At 43.1% G+C, this 17,544-nt stretch carries 17 protein-coding genes; 9 read left to right on the top strand and 8 right to left on the bottom strand.

Going from position 1 to position 17,544, the window contains the following annotated elements; all coding sequences use genetic code 11:
- Positions 1 to 146: 146 nt before the first annotated feature.
- Positions 147 to 932, bottom strand: coding sequence for a hypothetical protein (locus E7Z59_RS11735; RefSeq protein WP_242015648.1), 786 nt, complete (start codon positions 930 to 932; stop codon positions 147 to 149).
- Between the two features lie 380 nt (positions 933 to 1,312).
- On the opposite strand from E7Z59_RS11735, the gene E7Z59_RS11730 reads away from it, so the two are divergent.
- The 5 genes from E7Z59_RS11730 to E7Z59_RS11710 all read left to right on the top strand — a co-directional run bounded on the left by E7Z59_RS11730 (position 1,313) and on the right by E7Z59_RS11710 (position 7,114).
- Complete coding sequence (locus E7Z59_RS11730) at positions 1,313 to 2,278, top strand: SphA family protein (protein WP_136336540.1); 966 nt, start codon at positions 1,313 to 1,315, stop codon at positions 2,276 to 2,278.
- 81 nt (positions 2,279 to 2,359) lie between these two features.
- Positions 2,360 to 3,127 carry an exodeoxyribonuclease III gene (locus E7Z59_RS11725; RefSeq protein WP_136336539.1) on the top strand — a complete coding sequence of 256 codons (768 nt, stop codon included), beginning with the start codon at positions 2,360 to 2,362 and terminating at the stop codon, positions 3,125 to 3,127.
- A gap of 94 nt (positions 3,128 to 3,221) precedes the next feature.
- Positions 3,222 to 4,724 (top strand): serine hydrolase domain-containing protein, encoded by a 1,503-nt coding sequence (locus tag E7Z59_RS11720; protein WP_136336538.1) that lies wholly within the window; start codon positions 3,222 to 3,224, stop codon positions 4,722 to 4,724.
- Between the two features lie 430 nt (positions 4,725 to 5,154).
- The gene (locus tag E7Z59_RS11715) at positions 5,155 to 6,633 is read left to right on the top strand and encodes a flavin monoamine oxidase family protein (protein ID WP_136336537.1); all 1,479 of its coding nucleotides are present in this window, start codon (positions 5,155 to 5,157) and stop codon (positions 6,631 to 6,633) included.
- Positions 6,626 to 7,114: an acyl-CoA thioesterase gene (locus tag E7Z59_RS11710; RefSeq protein WP_242015647.1), complete on the top strand. Its 489-nt coding sequence runs from the start codon at positions 6,626 to 6,628 to the stop codon at positions 7,112 to 7,114. The genes E7Z59_RS11715 and E7Z59_RS11710 overlap by 8 nt, the downstream gene beginning before the upstream one ends.
- A gap of 20 nt (positions 7,115 to 7,134) precedes the next feature.
- Here E7Z59_RS11710 and E7Z59_RS11705 read toward each other — a convergent pair whose 3' ends face one another.
- From E7Z59_RS11705 to E7Z59_RS11695, 3 genes are all read right to left on the bottom strand, one after another.
- Positions 7,135 to 8,121 carry a Gfo/Idh/MocA family protein gene (locus tag E7Z59_RS11705; RefSeq protein WP_136336536.1) on the bottom strand — a complete coding sequence of 329 codons (987 nt, stop codon included), beginning with the start codon at positions 8,119 to 8,121 and terminating at the stop codon, positions 7,135 to 7,137.
- Positions 8,122 to 8,234: 113 nt separating this feature from the next.
- Positions 8,235 to 8,516, bottom strand: a complete 282-nt coding sequence (locus tag E7Z59_RS11700) for a GNAT family N-acetyltransferase (RefSeq protein WP_136336535.1) — start codon at positions 8,514 to 8,516, stop codon at positions 8,235 to 8,237.
- Positions 8,517 to 8,564: 48 nt separating this feature from the next.
- The gene (locus tag E7Z59_RS11695; protein ID WP_136336534.1) at positions 8,565 to 9,284 is read right to left on the bottom strand and encodes a pirin family protein; all 720 of its coding nucleotides are present in this window, start codon (positions 9,282 to 9,284) and stop codon (positions 8,565 to 8,567) included.
- A gap of 188 nt (positions 9,285 to 9,472) precedes the next feature.
- Between E7Z59_RS11695 and E7Z59_RS11690 the strand changes: the two genes are divergently transcribed.
- The 3 genes from E7Z59_RS11690 to E7Z59_RS11680 all read left to right on the top strand — a co-directional run bounded on the left by E7Z59_RS11690 (position 9,473) and on the right by E7Z59_RS11680 (position 12,924).
- Positions 9,473 to 10,255, top strand: coding sequence for a patatin-like phospholipase family protein (locus E7Z59_RS11690; protein WP_136336533.1), 783 nt, complete (start codon positions 9,473 to 9,475; stop codon positions 10,253 to 10,255).
- A gap of 631 nt (positions 10,256 to 10,886) precedes the next feature.
- Positions 10,887 to 11,912 carry a hypothetical protein gene (locus E7Z59_RS11685; RefSeq protein WP_136336532.1) on the top strand — a complete coding sequence of 342 codons (1,026 nt, stop codon included), beginning with the start codon at positions 10,887 to 10,889 and terminating at the stop codon, positions 11,910 to 11,912.
- Between the two features lie 265 nt (positions 11,913 to 12,177).
- Positions 12,178 to 12,924, top strand: a complete 747-nt coding sequence (locus E7Z59_RS11680) for a zinc-dependent peptidase (protein WP_136336531.1) — start codon at positions 12,178 to 12,180, stop codon at positions 12,922 to 12,924.
- A 54-nt stretch (positions 12,925 to 12,978) separates the two neighbouring features.
- On the opposite strand, the gene E7Z59_RS11675 is transcribed toward E7Z59_RS11680, so the two are convergent.
- From E7Z59_RS11675 to E7Z59_RS11660, 4 genes are all read right to left on the bottom strand, one after another.
- Positions 12,979 to 13,674, bottom strand: a complete 696-nt coding sequence (locus E7Z59_RS11675; RefSeq protein ID WP_136336530.1) for a hypothetical protein — start codon at positions 13,672 to 13,674, stop codon at positions 12,979 to 12,981.
- 334 nt (positions 13,675 to 14,008) lie between these two features.
- Entirely contained in the window at positions 14,009 to 15,445 is a 1,437-nt protein-coding gene (locus tag E7Z59_RS11670) for a DUF1254 domain-containing protein (protein WP_136336529.1), read from the bottom strand.
- A 273-nt stretch (positions 15,446 to 15,718) separates the two neighbouring features.
- Entirely contained in the window at positions 15,719 to 16,093 is a 375-nt protein-coding gene (locus E7Z59_RS11665; RefSeq protein WP_168731294.1) for a DoxX family protein, read from the bottom strand.
- Positions 16,094 to 16,114: 21 nt separating this feature from the next.
- Entirely contained in the window at positions 16,115 to 16,762 is a 648-nt protein-coding gene (locus tag E7Z59_RS11660; RefSeq protein WP_136336527.1) for a flavin reductase family protein, read from the bottom strand.
- Positions 16,763 to 16,993: 231 nt separating this feature from the next.
- Between E7Z59_RS11660 and E7Z59_RS11655 the strand changes: the two genes are divergently transcribed.
- A complete protein-coding gene (locus E7Z59_RS11655; protein WP_136336526.1) occupies positions 16,994 to 17,524 on the top strand; it encodes a DUF4494 domain-containing protein in 531 nt (176 codons plus the stop codon).
- Positions 17,525 to 17,544: the final 20 nt, after the last annotated feature.

The following is a 17,544-nucleotide window of genomic DNA, read 5'->3' as shown; positions in this document are numbered from 1 at the left end:
TAGAAAGGAGGGGATTAGTTCAAACACATGGTTAAACCTGTCGTGGAAGTCTTGTCGTATGTCTTCTAAAAGTATTACTCCTCCACTTCAAGGAGGAATCTTAATTTCCCCATATCCCTACTTCCCTACTTCCCTACTTCCCTATATCACCATTTCCCAAACCGATACTCCAGTGAAATATTCCAAACCAGGTTATCTTCAGGGTTGATCACGGTGTTCAGGGTTTGATTGAAAATGGCTCCGATAGCCAATGGAAAATCCTTTTTATAAAATCTTAAAAATGCTGCTGCATAGGTTCCATCTTCGTCATCCAGTCGCAGGTAATAGAACTGGGGAGAAACGTTTAAATAATAATCTCCAAATACATTGATATTCCTAAAGGAGCTATTGGCAGCAACATAATGGGTGTTTTTCTGGCTGTCATCTAAACCATAGGCATACAGGTAATACATGCCCATACTAACATTCTTCGTTATCGCATAGGATGGAGCTAATTCAGCTGCCAGAAACCTCCTGGTTTCTATAACCTCCTTTTGAATGCCGTTCGAGACCGCATCAATGGTCCTGAAATTCAGTGCAGGGTGCACGCCAACGCGAAGGGAAAACTTCTCGGTGGTAATAGCCCGGTACCGAAACCAGAAAAGAAAAGTCCAGGGTTTGCCCTCCAGGGTAAATCGCATATCCGGCTCAAAACTTAACTTCCCCTTTCCCATATAGAGGTATAAAATGGAGGCCGGTTTATTAACCGAAAATGTGGGCACAAGAGAAATACCGTTGTTGGTTACATGCAGCTCTCCCCGGAAATAATCCAGCATTTTAATTTTATCTTCCTGTGCCCGGGCCGTCAGGGTTATTGAAAGAAAAATTAAGAGCAGGCCAACAGCCTTTTTGCTATTAATTATTCTTTCTACTCTCGAAGTCTTTATCTTCATTTTATCTCCAATCGTTTTTAAACGAAGCGTACTCTCTTCAAGTTAATCATTATCTTACAAAGATACCGGATGATGAATTAACTCCCGGCAGTCAACCGGTCCTCTTTTCCAGGCTTTTTCTTAATGGAAAAACAACAGGTTGAATGACCATAATTTCGGATTCGACCCTTACACCCAAAACACTGATACTAATCATTTTACAACTCGTTATTATGGCGGAATTTTACGTATTCCTTACGCCGGACTTATGCATGTAATGGCTTATACAGAGAACCTAAAACCATAAGTCATGAAAACCAAAAATCACTGTACAAACACTCCGATGGGATACCCGTGGGTGTTGATTTTACTGTTGGCTGTATTTTTTTACCCAACGGGCTATGCACAAGTCGTTTCTCCCGTTCAGGGGGGGGCATTATGCTCCCGTAATGACGAATGTACGGGATATGGCCACCCCACCACCCGGACTATTTGTGTTATGGTACAATGCCTTTGCCTCCAGCAATAAATACATCGACCGAAACGGAAATGGTTTTAACCGTATTAACCTGGAAAACATAAATCCGCGGCTTCCTCCCATTGAAGTTTCCACCAATCTGGATGCCTTTGCGAGTATACCTACCGTATTCTGGGCCTCCAACTTCAAAGTATTAGGAGCCCGCTACATGGCAGGTATTTCTGCGAATTATATTTCGGCTGATGTTTCCGTGATAACCGAGCGAAATGGTGCCATCTTAGACACCACCTTCACCAGACGGGCCAACGAAAAGGTATCCGGAATAAGCGATCTGTTCGTAGCCCCCATCGGACTATCATGGGGATTGGACAATGCTGATGTTACCTTTTTGTATGGTTTCTACGCCCCCACCGGGAAATATGAAACCGGGGGCAATGATAATGTTGGGCTGGGGTTCTGGACCCACCAGTTCCAGGGCTATGGATATTTCTATCCGGTAGAAGACAAGTCAAGAGCCCTCATGCTGGGGCTTACCTATGAGACCAACAGCAAGATCGAAGATGCCGATGTACGTCCCGGAGACCGGTTTTCTCTCGAATACGGAATCAGTCAATACTTTACCGAAAGACTGGAAGTATCCATTCAGGGTGGACACAATTGGCAAATCGGAGACGATAATGGAGAGGATATTTACTGGGATGCCACCTTCCATGACCGTAAAAGCAGCCTGGGATTTGGCCTGAGCTACTGGATCTGGAAAGACCACCTGCAAATGAACTTTAAATATGCATTTGATTATGGTATAAGACAACGGTATAAAAACAACCTGTATTTTTTAAATCTGGTTTTTGTTCCCGATATCTTAACCGGAAATCAAGTACAAAATTAAAGATCTTTTTAAATAAGTCTCCTGAGGATTTCATTTGAATTCTAATCGATAACTTTATGATGAATTAATAGTACCATCATTATGAAGATCGTCAGCTGGAACGTGAACGGCATCCGCGCCGTGGTTAAAAAAGATTTTTTTGACACTGTAAAAGACCTCAACCCTGATGTGCTTTGCATTCAGGAAACCAAGGCCCAGGTAGATGAGACCGAACAAGCGCTGAGCGATATTTCAGATGACTTCAACATTGCAGCCAACGCGGCAGAACAAAAAGGGTATTCCGGGACGGCCATTTTAAGTAAAAATGATTTTTTGAGTACCTCTACCGGTGTTGGCAAGGAGGAGCATGATAGTGAGGGGCGGGTGATCTGCAGCGAATTTGAAGACTTCTACCTGGTGAATGTCTACGTACCTAATTCCGGACAAAAACTGGTCCGCCTGGATTACCGGGAGACTTGGGATAACGATTTTCTGAACTATCTAAAAAGCCTGGAAAAGAAAAAACCGGTGATCGTTTGTGGTGATATGAACGTGGCCCACAAGGCTATCGACCTGAAGAATGACAAATCGAATTACAACAAGACTGCAGGCTATACTCAAAAGGAGATCGATGGGATGACCCGATTCCTGGAAAACGGTTTTGTAGATACCTTTCGTCATTTTCACCCTGAGGAGGTGGCCTACACCTACTGGAGTTACCGCTTTAGCGCCCGCAAGAAGAATATTGGATGGCGACTCGATTACTTCCTGATCAGCGAATCCTTGGTCGACAAGGTGGAAAAGATAGAGATCCTGTCTGATATCATGGGGTCGGATCACTGTCCGGTGGCGTTGACCCTTACGGTATGAAAAATAATTTCTCAGAGAAAAAGTATAGCCAGCTCCTCCATATTGCTGAATTAGAGAATATTAAATATATTTAATAGTAAATAATCTATTCTCTATGTCCTTCTGCCTTTTTAAACTGCGGCCCTCCACCACATATCTCACCTTTTTTTTGGTAGCATCATTTTTTATTCCTGTTGAATCCCGAGGTCAGGAATTCGAATGGAATCAAAATTTTGACGCGAAAATTGACAGCGTTGTAGAACAAATCATGAAAGATTTTCATCACCCGGGTGTGGCTTTGGCTTTAATCCAAAATGGTGAGGTACTAAAGGAATCTTATTACGGCCTTGCGAGTATCGAATTTAAGGTGCCGGTAACCGATTCTACGGTATTTTGGCTGGGATCCATTTCAAAACACTACGACTGTGTGGCTATCTTAAAATTACAGGAGCAAGGAAAGCTCCACATCAAGGATAGCATTTATAAATACTTACCAGACATTCCTGTAGACTGGAGAGGCATTACTATTGAACATTTAATGACGCATACCTCAGGACTTCCTTTTGACGGTCAAGATTCATCAAGAGGATCTAATTCAGTGAAAGATAATATGGTTTATACCTCGGAGATCATGTACGAAGGGTTAAAAAAGGACTCCTTACGTTTTAAGCCGGGTACCAATTTTTTATATAGTGGCGCAGGCTATTCACTGCTTTCATTGATCATGGAGAAACAAAGTGGAATGCCATATGCTGAGTTTATGGAGAAGGAAATATTTCATTCACTCGGAATGGAAAACACCTATATCATGGATGTGACCGGTATACGACCTAACCAGGCAACAGGTTACCGTTGGCATCAGGGAAGACTTCAACTGGACAGAAACGACTTTCGGCTCATAGATAAAGAGCTGGGAGCTGGAGGAGGCGTATATACAACATTGAAGGATATGATTACATGGAACGCCATGCTGAACAGCGATCAATTCCTGAGTAGAGAAAGTATTGATTCTATGTTTACTACCTATGTATTAAATGATGGAACGCCCATTTTTTACGGTTATGGTTTCTTTATCTCGGCCAATTTAAATAACCGGATTGTATCCCATACCGGTATTGCTGGTACTGAATATTTAAAAAATTCAGGAACCCAAATTGATATGATCATACTGACCAATCTCGGGCAGCCTGTGGACACTCCTTTTCGTTATCAAATCTCGAAAGCATTAAATATACTTCCCTATCTATCGGTACATGAATTTGCTTCAGCATTCAAGATGGAAATCGGCAATCCTGATACGTATTCTTTAGAACAACTTTTAGGCCAATATGAAGGAGACCCGGAGTTGTATCCTATTCATGCAACCATCAGCAAAGCTGATAACCAATTTGTTATTTTATACAGTGAAAGTAAAACTCCTGATGGTGATGAAATCCCCATTTCCCTTTACCCCCTTAAAAACCATGGGGTACTTGAGTTTGAGCATTTCCACCATTATCCGGCCACCCATTTTGTGATGTATAAGCCCGTATTTTCCGGTGATGATCATAGCAAGGTAATGGCCCTGGAAGTGTATTACCAGGGTAAACTTGAAGGGGTACTTAAAAAACTAAATTAATCATACACTTCATAGGGTCCTGACCACTGTCCGGTAGCGTTGACGTTGGATTTTAATTAATTTGCTGTAGAGTAAATTAACCACTCTGCCTCATGGCATCGCCATCCCTCGCGCCGGCTGGCCCCTTCACTAAAAACAGCCACTGGCTGTTTTTTTTAAACGCTCGGTCCTCCCTCCCAGGGGAAGGGTAGTTTCTTTGTATTAGTGAATTCTCGTCGGAATACTTCTGTCTGAAATTCTGCCAATAGTAGAATCTTCGCCTTCTCCCCTTTGCTCCTTAGCTCTTTTGCCCCTTTGCAAAAAATCATCACCCTCCCGGCAGGTAAGACACTTAACTCCCTGAAAATTTGTAACTTCATGATAACCTTATCACTTCACTTGCCGCCGGATGCTATAAAACTAATTATAGATACAATAACCAACCAGCATCATGAAAGCTTCTTCTTCTAAGAAAGGACAGATCACTCGTAAAACATTTATTCAGCAGGCAGGACTCAGTATGGCGGGTCTTTTTTTTCTGGAACCCTTAAAAGCCGGTGAATTCATTACCACAAAATCCCAGGATCCAAAACGCGTTGTGATCATCGGGGCAGGTCTCGCCGGCTTGTCGGCTGCCATGGAACTCACCAAGGGTGGTCACCAGGTAACCATCCTGGAAGCCCGGGAGCGGCCGGGGGGAAGGGTTTCTACCGTACGCGATCCCTTTCCGGAAGGTATTTACGCCGAAGATGGAGCCGTGGCCTTTTCAGAGTCCTATACCCTGGCTAATTCCTATATCGAAAAATACGGATTGAAAAAGATACCCTGGACCTTCCCGGAAACTCCCATCACCTATGTCCTCAATGGAGAAACCCTGCAGGTGGCGCCTGGAGAAAAGGTAAAATGGCCTTTTGACCTCACCCCTGAAGAACAGGAACTGGGCCCCATGGGCATGGTGAATAAATACATCATACAAACCCTGCCTTCAGAGATCACAAACCCTGAAAACTGGAACGAAGAGCCCTTACTGGCCCTCGATCAAAAATCAATGACCGAATACTTAAAAGAGCAAGGGGCCAGTGATGGCGCCATCGAGTTGTTCAAAAACACCCAATGGTTTGCCGCCCTTCCCGGAGAAACCTCTTCCCTGACCATGGCCGTATCTGATTTCGGACTCTTTATGAGTGGCTCCTCCTTTTTTGTGCTGGCAGGAGGCAATGACACCCTGCCGAGAGCCATGGCTTCAGAACTGAAAGATGTCATCAATTATGGGTACGTGGTAAACAGTGTTGAAACCAGGTCAGAACAGGTCATTGTAACCTGTGAAAACGGCACCACCCATGCCGCCGATCATGTGATCTGCGCCCTGCCCCATAAGGTAGCGCGTACCATTAATTTTACACCCGACCTGCCGGTAGAAAAAACAGAAGCTATGGAACATGTACCGGCGCTAAGTTTAACCAGGGCCTACTTTGAGGTAGACAGTCCGTACTGGAATGAGCGTCAGGTCTCCGGCCTTGCCTATACCGACCTGATGACCGGGCAGGTGGTACCTCACCTGAATATGGAGGCTCCGGGTGGCTCAGCCATTCTTGAATGCTATGTGTTCGGTAAAAAAGCGAGAGACCTGGATGCTATGTCTGAAACTGAGGTTGCGGCGGTACTGGGGAGAGATATGGAAAAAGTACACCCCGGGTTTGCCGACCATTATAACAGTAATATCTATGTCAAATCCTGGAAAAACGATCCCTATGCCCTGGGTGGCCCCAGTTGGCCCGCAGCCGGCGATGTGACCAACTACCTCGAAAACCTGCAGGAACCTGCAGGCAAGATCCATTTTGCGGGAGAATATACCACCATACTCAGAAGTACCATGGAAGGAGCACTGCGATCGGGGGTCAGGGCAGCTAAAGAAATACACAATGCATAAACCTATGGAAGATCAGCACAAAACCACCTTTCAATTTATAAGCGAACCCACCGATGTGAATTTCGGCGGTAAGGTACATGGTGGAGTGGTCATGAAATGGATCGATCAAACCGCCTATACCTGTGCACGCACCTGGGCAGAGACCTATTGTGTTACCGTTTACGTGGGAGGTATTCGATTCTACAAACCCATAAATATAGGAGATGTTATCAAGATCGACGCCTATGTGATCTATACAGGAAAGACAAGTATTCACATTGCAGTGGATGTGTATTCAAAGAATTTTGAGAAGGAAGGTTTTGAAAAAAAGACCCACTGCGTGATCGTTTTTGTCTCTGTTGATGAACACGGGAAACCCGTGCCGGTAAAACCCTGGAAACCGGATACTGAAAAAGAAAAGCAACTGGCTGTTTATGCAGAAAAGCTCAAAGCTTTACGGCAGCAGATCAGTGAAGAAATGGAGCCCTTTTTTAAAACCTGAAGCTCGTTTTTTTGCAGTTATTAAAACGGGAAGGTAATTCCGCAGTGCTCCCTTATTTTATCCAGAAGCCTGATCAATTGAAGAGAATCCTGTTGCGACCACAATTCACTTTCCAAAACACCTCTGCGAATACCTTGGTGCACCTCCTCTATCTCGTGATAATAACCTTTCCCGGTTACCGGCAGGTCTGTCTTTTCCTCTTCTTCTTCTTTTACGATGGTAAATCCGGAAGCTTCATGCCATCTCGGGTGAATATAGATCTCTCCCTTCTCTCCGGAGATCCTGGCTTCCATTTTTGCTGTATTTGCCAGCGAGCTGTGCAATACGGCTTGTGCATTCGGATAGTTAAATAGCATGGAAGTCTGCACCTCTGCCCCGGTATGAAAGAATTTTGACCGGGCATCGATCTCATCGGGTGCCCCCAACAGCAGGTAAGCCAGAAAAACAGGATAAATTCCAATATCCAGCAATGACCCACCGCCCAGTTCAGGATTCAGAAGTCTCCCCTCTACGTCCCTGTCCAGGGCGTAAAAACAGAAGTCGGCATGAATATAACGAAGTCGACCAAGGGCTCCTTCATCAATGAGGTCCTTTATTTTTCTGATGGAAGGATTAAACCGTGACCATAGCGCCTCCATAAAAAACACCCTGTTCTCCCGGGAAGCCCTGATCATTTCCTGAACCTCCTGAGCATTCATGCCCGCGGGTTTTTCACATAAAACGTGCTTGCCGTGATCCATAGCCAAAATAGCAGTAGCAGCATGTTGGGTATGCACATTGGCTATGTAAATAACATCAACCTCATCACAGGCAAAAAGGGCTTCATAGGAATCAAAGACATGCCTTACCTGAAACTCATCTGAAAAATCCCTGCCTCGTTCTTCGGAATTAGAAGCCACCGCAACGAGTTCAGCATCATCATGCAGGGCCAGGTCTTCAGCAAACTTCCGGGCGATCTTGCCCAAGCCCACAATACCCCATCTGATCTTTTCTGAATACTTTTCCATATATAAATTTTTACCTGAAGGTAGCGTTATTAAAAAGGATACCCATTGCATTCATAACATTTCCCTCCTGTTATAACTACACCTTGCAGGGAACAAAGGGCTCTGTGATATATTTATTTCAGTACATCCGCAATGGAAGGATCTTTATCAAAAACACTTTTCGCATACGGACAAAGCGGTAAGATCTTGAAGGATTCCTTCCGGGCCTTCTCTACCATGGCATCTAACATCTTTCTTCCTACCCCGTTATTGCGGTAGTCATCTCCCACCTCCGTATGATCAATAATGATCATCCCGGGAAATGATTTCACAAAGGTCATACGTCCTGCTTCTAAATCACCATCCATAGCAATGGCGGCACCTTTTTTGTCGTTTTCTTCGATTACTATGTTCATAAAAAGACATAAAAAATCCCGGACTCTGAAAGCCGGGATATGTTATCATTAATTAAGGCTCATGGGCACTTCCATTAACAGGATCTCAGCATCTTCAGAGGCTTCGATCTGTAATGATTCCAGGTCCCATACTCCAAATCCGTCTCTCTTCTCAAGCTCCTGTCCGTTGATGCTCACTGCTCCTTCCAGCAGAAAGACATATACTCCATTAGCCTCCGGGTTCTTTAACCGGTATTCTACCGTATTCCCCTTATCTAAAGAAGACATATGGAACCATGCGTTCTGATGGATCCAAACACCTTCGTCATCAGCATTAGGCGATAGTACCTGCTGAAGTTTATTCTTACGGTCCTCCACATTCATGGTGATCTGGTCATACCTCGGAGTCACATCCTTTTTGTTAGGAAACACCCAGATCTGCAGGAATTTAACCTCTTTGTCCTTGTTCTTATTGTATTCTGAATGCTGTACCCCTGTACCGGCACTCATCACCTGGATATCTCCCTGGCGAATCACCTCGGTATTCCCCATACTGTCTTTATGTTCAAGATCGCCTTCTAAAGGAATGGAAATAATTTCCATGTTCTGATGCGGATGGGTACCAAAGCCCATTCCGGGGGCCACCTGGTCATCATTTAATACCCTTAATACCCCAAAGTTCATGCGTTGCGGATCGTGATAACCCGCAAAACTGAATGTATGCTTAGAATGCAGCCACCCATGGTTGGCATCTCCTCTGGTATCGGATTTATGAAGAACACTTCTCATAATAATCTTCCTTTTTTTGAATTAGTTGAATTGAATAATTTTCTATGATTTGAAAGATATAGTCGTAAAAATACCGAATTCCTTTCGATAACAACAGCAGCCTCTAAAAGAGTGGTTTCAAATAGAAATGGAGGATGTAGTATTAAGAATAAAACATTACCTTGAAGCGGTAATCGAATCTCCAAACTATGCCGGAAGAAAATAAAAAGATCGGCCTGGTCTTATCAGGTGGTGGTGTTAAGGGCATGGCCCATATCGGTGTCATCAAAGCCCTGAATGAACACGATATCTACCCACATTACATATCAGGAGTCAGTGCAGGAGCTCTGGTAGGTGCCCTGCTTGCAAATAATTACAAGCCGGATGATATGCTGGCCTTTTTCAAAGAGACCCCTCTTTTTAAATATAATTTTGTAACCATCAACAAGCCGGGACTGTTTGACACCGAAAAATACATGCTGGCCCTGGAGAAATTTTTCCCGGAAAACCGTTTTGAAGCCTTACATCTCCCATTGTATGTAACCGCAACGAATCTTCAGAAAGGAAAACCGGTGTATTTTCAAACCGGGGAGCTGCTTCACCCCTTACTGGCATCGGCCGCCCTGCCTCCTGTTTTCAGCCCGGTGGAGATCAAAGGCGAATTGTATTCTGACGGGGGCGTCATGAACAACTTCCCGTTGGAACCCCTTCAGGGACAAGCTGATTACATCATTGGCAGCTATACCTCTTCTATGCAGGAAGTATCAAAAAAAGAGATCGGTAATTCCCTGCAGATCTCTCAACGGGCCAACCTGCTGATGCTCCATGCCAGTGCCCTGAACAAACTCCATATTCCTGACCTCCTGTTCAGGCCCGAAGGCCTTGGTCTTATAGGCGTTCTCGACAAAAGGGGAATCGATAAGGCTTTTGAGCTGGGGTATGAGCATGCGAGTAAAGTTTTGGACCAGGTTGTCTTTGCGAGTCAGGCCTAAGGCCGGGCGAAGCAATCTTTTCAATAGAGGTACGAGGGTACGAAGGGGTTGATTATGGATTATAGATTGTAGATGGTAAATTATAGAATTTGGAATTTGATATTTGAATCCTTCGTCTTCACGAGGTTTTTGAAATACGGCTTTCTTGTGGATTAGGATGACGGATAACGTTTGGTTAATTTTCAAACACGACTTCAAGCACATAGTTTACCATATAAAGGAATTTACCCCCTTCTTTCTAAGGAGGGGTGGCCAAAGGCCGGGGTGGTTAGCAAGTTAATTAACGTCTGAATTTATAATCCGTCAGCGGTAGGCTTTTGAAATCCAGATTTCTTGTGGAGGGTGATGACTAACATCACCTCGAGTTTATCTGCCGAAGGCATGGTAATCCCGCAAAGCGGAAACGTACCGAGAAGTTTCTGATGCTTGACTCCGCCAGATATAGTTTACTTATCACCCACCTACCCACCTAACCGCCTACCTGCTTACCTGCTTACCTGCTTACCTGCTTACCCGTCACTTTAAATAATCAATATCCGATCATTATGTTGTTGATTTTGAATGATTTATGAAATAAAAAGAATATGAAACTGATTAATTTTGCAACTCTAACCAATAATTTATATTTCTAATGAAAACACTACAATTTATTTTGAGTGCCCTTACCTTGGTTTGCCTGCTTTCATGTACAAATGATCTATCTGAAAGTATTTTGGAAGAAAATACCATAAACATTGAATCCAAAAACTCGAGTATGGATTTACTGGGATCAAACCCCGGTATGGCTTACGAAATTTCTCGGTTACGAAAAAGCATGGGTGGCATCAACACCATTAGTGATGCCTTCAATGCCGGTTATCAAAACCTGGTAACTTCTGATTTTAATCCTAGTGGGTATTTTAATGGTATGGGGTATCACTTATTGAATCCCGCTTTTGTTGATGGCACATTTGATGCCGCCAACCCCGAAGCATTAATGATATTCTGTGACGGAAAGGGAAATTATGAAGTTGTTGGCGTGGAATACATTGTTGTGGGAATATCACCGCTTGATTGTCCTGATGGTGAGGATTGTGCGCCGGAAGGATTTCCCGGAGCATCTGATGTTTGGTCGTGGAACGAAGTTTTCAATGTTTGGACACTTCATGCATGGGTAAAATGGAATAATCCTGATGGATTTTTTAATGCCATGAACCCGGAAATTGGACCTGAAGAAAGTTGTGGTATCCCTCCACTTTTAGCTGAAATAAACTCTCTAAATAAATCTTTAGAAGGAATAATCACCAAAGAAGATGCTGAAGAGGCAGGATGGAATATCCCTTTAACCCCTTATATACCAGGCATGGGGTATCATTTAGGAAATGGTGCTTATTTAGGTGATGGCGAGTTTAACGTCAACGAACCTGAAGCTCTCTTACTGGCTTGTAACGAGGAGGGAGATTATGTTGTTGTTGGAGCCGAATATATTGTTGATATGGCCAATATGGAAAAACCGAACAAGCCACCTCAAGGGTATACAGGAGATGCAGACCATTGGGAAATCGTCGGTGGAAATCTTTGGACACTTCACGCTTGGATCAGAATACCAAACTCTGAAGGATTTTTTAATCCAACAAATTCTCAAATACCTAATACTGATCCATGTGGTGGGATATAATCCACCCAATTCGGATTATTAATAAAAATAAATAATCACTTATCGGAGTTAATAGCAAGGAGGCAGTTTGCCTCCTTGTCGTTACCTAAGCCCTCCACGTATATCACTTACTGGTCCCCTCACCGATTATGTACGAATTTTCCTCGATTATTTGACCCATAATATTCGTAATCAATCACTTGATGCTTTTTTTTACTACCTTTAAAACACTATACAACAACCTTAATACCAGCTACTTACGTACATACCAATTAAACATAAAAGGGTGAACATCAGGTATCGCGTATACGATTTCTTGCTGAGCGATCCGCGTAAGCAGCAATGCCATGAGGTATTGATGGCTCGCAATTCCTATTACCAGGCTTTAGATCGGGTGGAGCAGAAAGAATTTGTACTGCGCACACTGATCTTTTTACGTTCGGTGAACATTCATTCAGAACACGGGTTTTTTGTGAGCCGGGAAATGGAGATCCTGCTGGGCAGTGCCTTTGTTCAGATTACCCTGGGGCTGAAACGCGATGTGTTAACTTATTTTAAGCGAATATTCATATTCTCTAAACCCTATTCTTATAAAAACATGAATACCCTTTTTAATGGAGATGTCAACCCAATAACGGGAAGTATTAACCTAAGCTGGCCGGCTATAGAACAAGGGTTTATTGTACCTACGGAAGGGGTGAACCTGGCCATTCATGAATTTGGGCATTGCCTTATTCTTGAAAACAACTATTGCAATTTCTTAAGACACATCCTGCATCCGAAACAGCTTAAATCATGGGAGCGGCTTGCTCTGAAGCAGTTGGTAAGGATTCGACAAGGAAGATCTACGCTTTTCAGAAGGTATGCAGGTACCAATCTTATGGAATTATTTGCAGTTGCCCTGGAAAACTTTTTCGAAAAGCCCTATGCCTTGTACGCTGAGAACCCTGAGATGTATAAAAATATGTGCATGCTCTTAAAACAAGATCCCAGAGATCCGGCAAAACCCACTCAATTTCATCATTTTATGTAAACAAAAAAAGGGTGCAACCTGAAGTCACACCCCTTAACATATCCGAAGAATTGCTTAAGATAGCAGTAGTATTTTCTTTATCAGTACCACCACAGCTTCCCCGACAGATTTGGCACGAACATCTTCAGTGCTCTTTACCATGATCGTTTTACCTATCCAGGCATCTACTCCTGATGCTGCTGAAGGCCAGGCGTAGCTGTAAGCAGGGTAATAGTACATTCTTTTCAGGTATTTCAGGTCTTCTTTCATCTCCCTCACTGAAACCAATGATTCCGGATCGATCTGATGTTCTCTGCTCATACAGAGGTATGTAAGGGTCTCAGCCATTCTTCTTAATCGTTCTTCAGGCTTAAACTCGCCCCATTTACATAACAAATTTCCCTTTGTACTTTTGGGCATATTGTTAAAGTAGATACGATCTAATATACGTTGTCTGCGTTGAGAGGAAAGTCCGTTCTTCCCGGTATGATAGCCCATTTCTGCCAGAAGAGACATGGTGCATTTATCGGTGACTTCGGTAAGTCCGAAAGCATTAAGTTTCTTTAACCGAATCTTATAGCTGTCGATCTCCTTGCTTCGTTCTGTCTTTGCTCTTGAAAAGCCCGTTTTAAAAGTCATTGGTTTTACATTAACCCCAAGTTCTCCATAAAGGGTCTTGAACAAGGTTCGACTTTCGGACTGTAAGACTTCAGGGTTTAGGCGATCGCGGAGGGTAAGACTAAGCGGGGAAGGCGTTTGTAATCTTTCCATAATGATCCAGGTATTAATTTACAAGAGGATCTGTTCTTTAGAAAGAGTCGAGGCGAAGAATAATTACCTGATTTACAGGTCGATAAACATATTTATAAATGCCATAACAGCGGTGATAAATTCGTTATACATCAGATTTTTCTGATAAAACGAGTCAATCAGGCAGATGCATCCAAGAGGTAAGTCCTTAACTCACAATTATTTATACTTGACGTATGTCGTCTGAGTTCATCGCAAACCCCGAATAATATATACAAGCTAAGTTTCCCGGGCACTTGCCCCTTTGTTATGGCGCAGATACTTTACCCGGGGAGTTAGTTTCCATGCAGTAGTATTAATCGTTACGTTTTAGTGGAGGATTTACCCAGGTACCATTCAAGGCCTCTTCTTTAGGCCCGTATAAGCGTAACACACAATAGAATGGTCCGTCGGGCGCCGGCAGCCAATTAGGTTCCAATGCCTTCCCTGGTGGTTCCTTTTGGATGTAAAGCGTAAGAGAACCATCGTCTCCGTATACATATTGATCTTTATTGTTAGAATTCAACAAGTACCTGTCGAGATCGTTCTCGATGAACAATTGCGTTTTGCCATCATACATACTCAATGACCAGAAGGCGTTCACCGGAGGCATGGAGTCCTTATGAAAGGTGAGGGTATAGTTATGTTCTTTCGCATTAAAAGGAGTTCCGGGTACTTCCATCAGGTAGGTGGGATAAATGGCTTCTTTTCCGGAATTCCCGTACAACCCCAAATGGGCTGCGGTGGCCCTCAGCATATAATAATTCTTCATTCCAAATGATTCTGTTGCAGTTTCAGCCAAAAAATCGCGAGTCCCGAAAATTTTAGAACTCATTAATGGATCTGTGTTATTCTCGGTTATAAAAGTTTCCATTTCTTTAAAAGCCTCACTAACTCCCTTTTCTATGGCTGCTTGCACCTCAGGCTCAAAATTGTCCATGTTAAATTCCCCTTCTGTTCCTAAATCGAGTTTGGCCAACTTGTCACGCAGGGCCTGTTCTTCCGGAACAGGGTTGGTGAAGTTCAACATATAATCCAGGTAGCTAAAAGCTTTTGGGGTGAATTGAGCTCCCTCTTCCCAAGTGGGGAAATCAGTCAGAGATTTAACCGCAACGGGATCTTCTCCGAGAAAACTACTCAACGTTTGTAATTCGTATCCATCCATCAGGTTTTTGACGTTTGGCAAGTCATCGTTATTCATGAGCTGGGTGCGTATCACCGAGAAAAACATATCCGTTTCACATTTGATCACCTCATTGATCCCCTCCGGAGTCTCTCCGCTCCAATCTGATGGAGCTATCAGGTAATTTCCCCCTTCATTACCCGTGGTCAGGCTGCCCAGGTAGGCAAAGTTATGTGTGTAAAGGTCGATGAGCTGAAAATGAAAAAAACGGTCCGGTTCCATGGCAGGGATGGAGATCACCAGGGGCTCGCTGCGCATATCAGCCCACAACATACAGTAAGGGGTATCTGAGTTGGGGGTTACTATGGCCTTATCTTCCGGCCCCAGCAATCGGGCGTCACATTGCATCTCATTAAAGTTTCCCTTGTATTCGGGTGAATTCTCATTGAGCACATACATATTCATGGTCTTGTAATTCACCACCATGGGAAAGCCGTAGATATAGGCCTCTTTGGCAATGGCTTTGGCTTCTTCAGGGGTTAGTGTCTCTTGTTGCTTGCATCCGCTGAATACAATTGCTAAAAGTAAGAGAATAAAAAAGGGCTGTCTAAGGTTATGAATGGTTCTCATAAGGTTGTTGTTATGAAATGTCACAAATCGTCATTTCTGTTATTCATTTGTTGTGCTTAGTAATAGGAGTAATCAGGGAAGGGAAGGGAAGGGAAGGGAATCAAAACAGAAAATTATAAAAGAGACCCTGAATAAACAATGACCGACATCATCTAACTCAAGGCATAAAAACCTCAATTACAAATGTTTAAACAAAAAATCTATTTAGAACCGTTGGAATAGATGTTGTTTTTTCAGATCAAGAATCTGAAGACGTATTGATAAAGAGTTCATTCAGACCTGATAATGATACAGAACGATCATAACAGAAAGAAGAAAGAAACTAAAGGCCGGAAAGGAACGCATGACAGGGTCTCCTACCTTGAAATGCATGGTTATCGCGCCCAGCATAAGAAAAGCCATACCCAGGGCAGCGGGAATTGCGAGATCAGGCATCCATATAGAGACCAATAACAAAATGGCCAACAGTACTTTCAATGCTCCCACAATGACCATTGTGGTAACAGATAACCCATAGACCTCAAACTCATCTCTCATAGAGACAGCATCACCACCCCTCCAGGGAGTTTCCTTTCCAAAACGAAAGAACCAGACATTGATAATACTGATAAACAATAACACCTTAACTGCGATAATAAGATAATTCATGATCATACATTTTTGTTCAAACTAAGAACCATTATCAAAGTCAGGTACTTCATTCGTCCGGGCGTAGGGAAAGGTGGCCAGCTTTCTTAACTCATAATAGCTGTTTAAGCCCGAGATGCCGATCGATCGGGACTGCTCCAGGTCAATGTCACCATCAACACGGGCCTCCTCCGGTAAAACCAGCACTTTTACCTCCCCTATGATCAGTCGTGTTTTGTTTTGAGGTATCTCTATCTGCTGTAAAAACTGCATTCCCATTTTAAACGTACTTTCTTTTACAAAAGGTGCATCAAAATTTTCGAGAAACTCTGCCGTTAATCCACAGCGATCGAATTCTGAGATACTCTCATCGAACTTGGCCGACGTATAATGTGCGTTTTCTACAAAGGTTGGGTGAATATGATTAATGGTATAATACCCGGTTTCAAGAATGTTCTGATAGGTATGCCTGGGCACCTCTTCAACAGGTCGCATGATCATTCCCAGCAAGGCAGGATCACTCCCCAAATGTACCACCGAACTGAATACAGAGAGGTTGGTCTGCCCCTTGCTGTTCATGCTGCCAACAAGATTCCCGGGTTTGATTCCGGTTACAGCATTGATAAGTTTTAAACGTACTCTCCTGTCAAGATTTTTAATATCGCTATCTGTATAAAAAAAATTGCTCATAAAACGTATTGCAAGAGAATTACCTGGACACGAAATTAACAATGTTTAATATTTTAATAAAATTATTAAACAAAAATGTTTGTTAAGTTATTTTACCATGATACCCTTGGTTTGGCCTTTCCAATTCGATACGCTCCAAAATGATTAAAATTTGTGAACAACTATTAGGCTTCACCACTTTCTTGAAAATTTATAAGTCCTATTTTAGGCCTCCCAAAAAAACAAAAAGATATGAGCGTAACCTGGTTTGAATGCAAAGTAAAATATCGTAAAACCCATGAAACGGGCGAACAGAAAGTAGTATCAGAAACTTATCTATTAGATGCTGTTTCCTATACAGAGGCTGAACAGCGAATGAATGAAGAGATGACCACCCTGACCAGTGAAGAATTTCAGATCATGAATATTAAGGTGGCAAATTTCGCAGAAGTACACCCTTTTGAAAATTCTGATCGTTGGTTCAAATCGAAGGTAGCTCTTGTGGCCGTTGATGAAGAAAGCGGAAAGGAGCGAAAAACCAATGTATATATGTTGATCCAGGCCAATGACCTGAAAGAGGCTTACGACAACACGATCACGGCTATGAAAGGCACCATGGGCGATTATACCATTCCCGCCATATCAGAGTCGCCCATCCTCGATGTATTTCCCTATTTTTCCGGAGAAGAAGGTGAAGAAATCCCTGAGCGATTTAAGTCGATCGAAGTTGAAGAAGAAGAAGAAGTTGTAGAGGAAGAACCTGCAGCTTTAATGGAGGAGTAACAACGAGTCCAACCAAGGCC

The organism is Robertkochia marina (genome assembly GCF_004799345.1).
Lineage (GTDB): Bacteria > Bacteroidota > Bacteroidia > Flavobacteriales > Flavobacteriaceae > Robertkochia > Robertkochia marina.
Note: the sequence above shows the minus strand (reverse complement) of the source record. Positions and strands in the feature narration are given on the sequence as shown.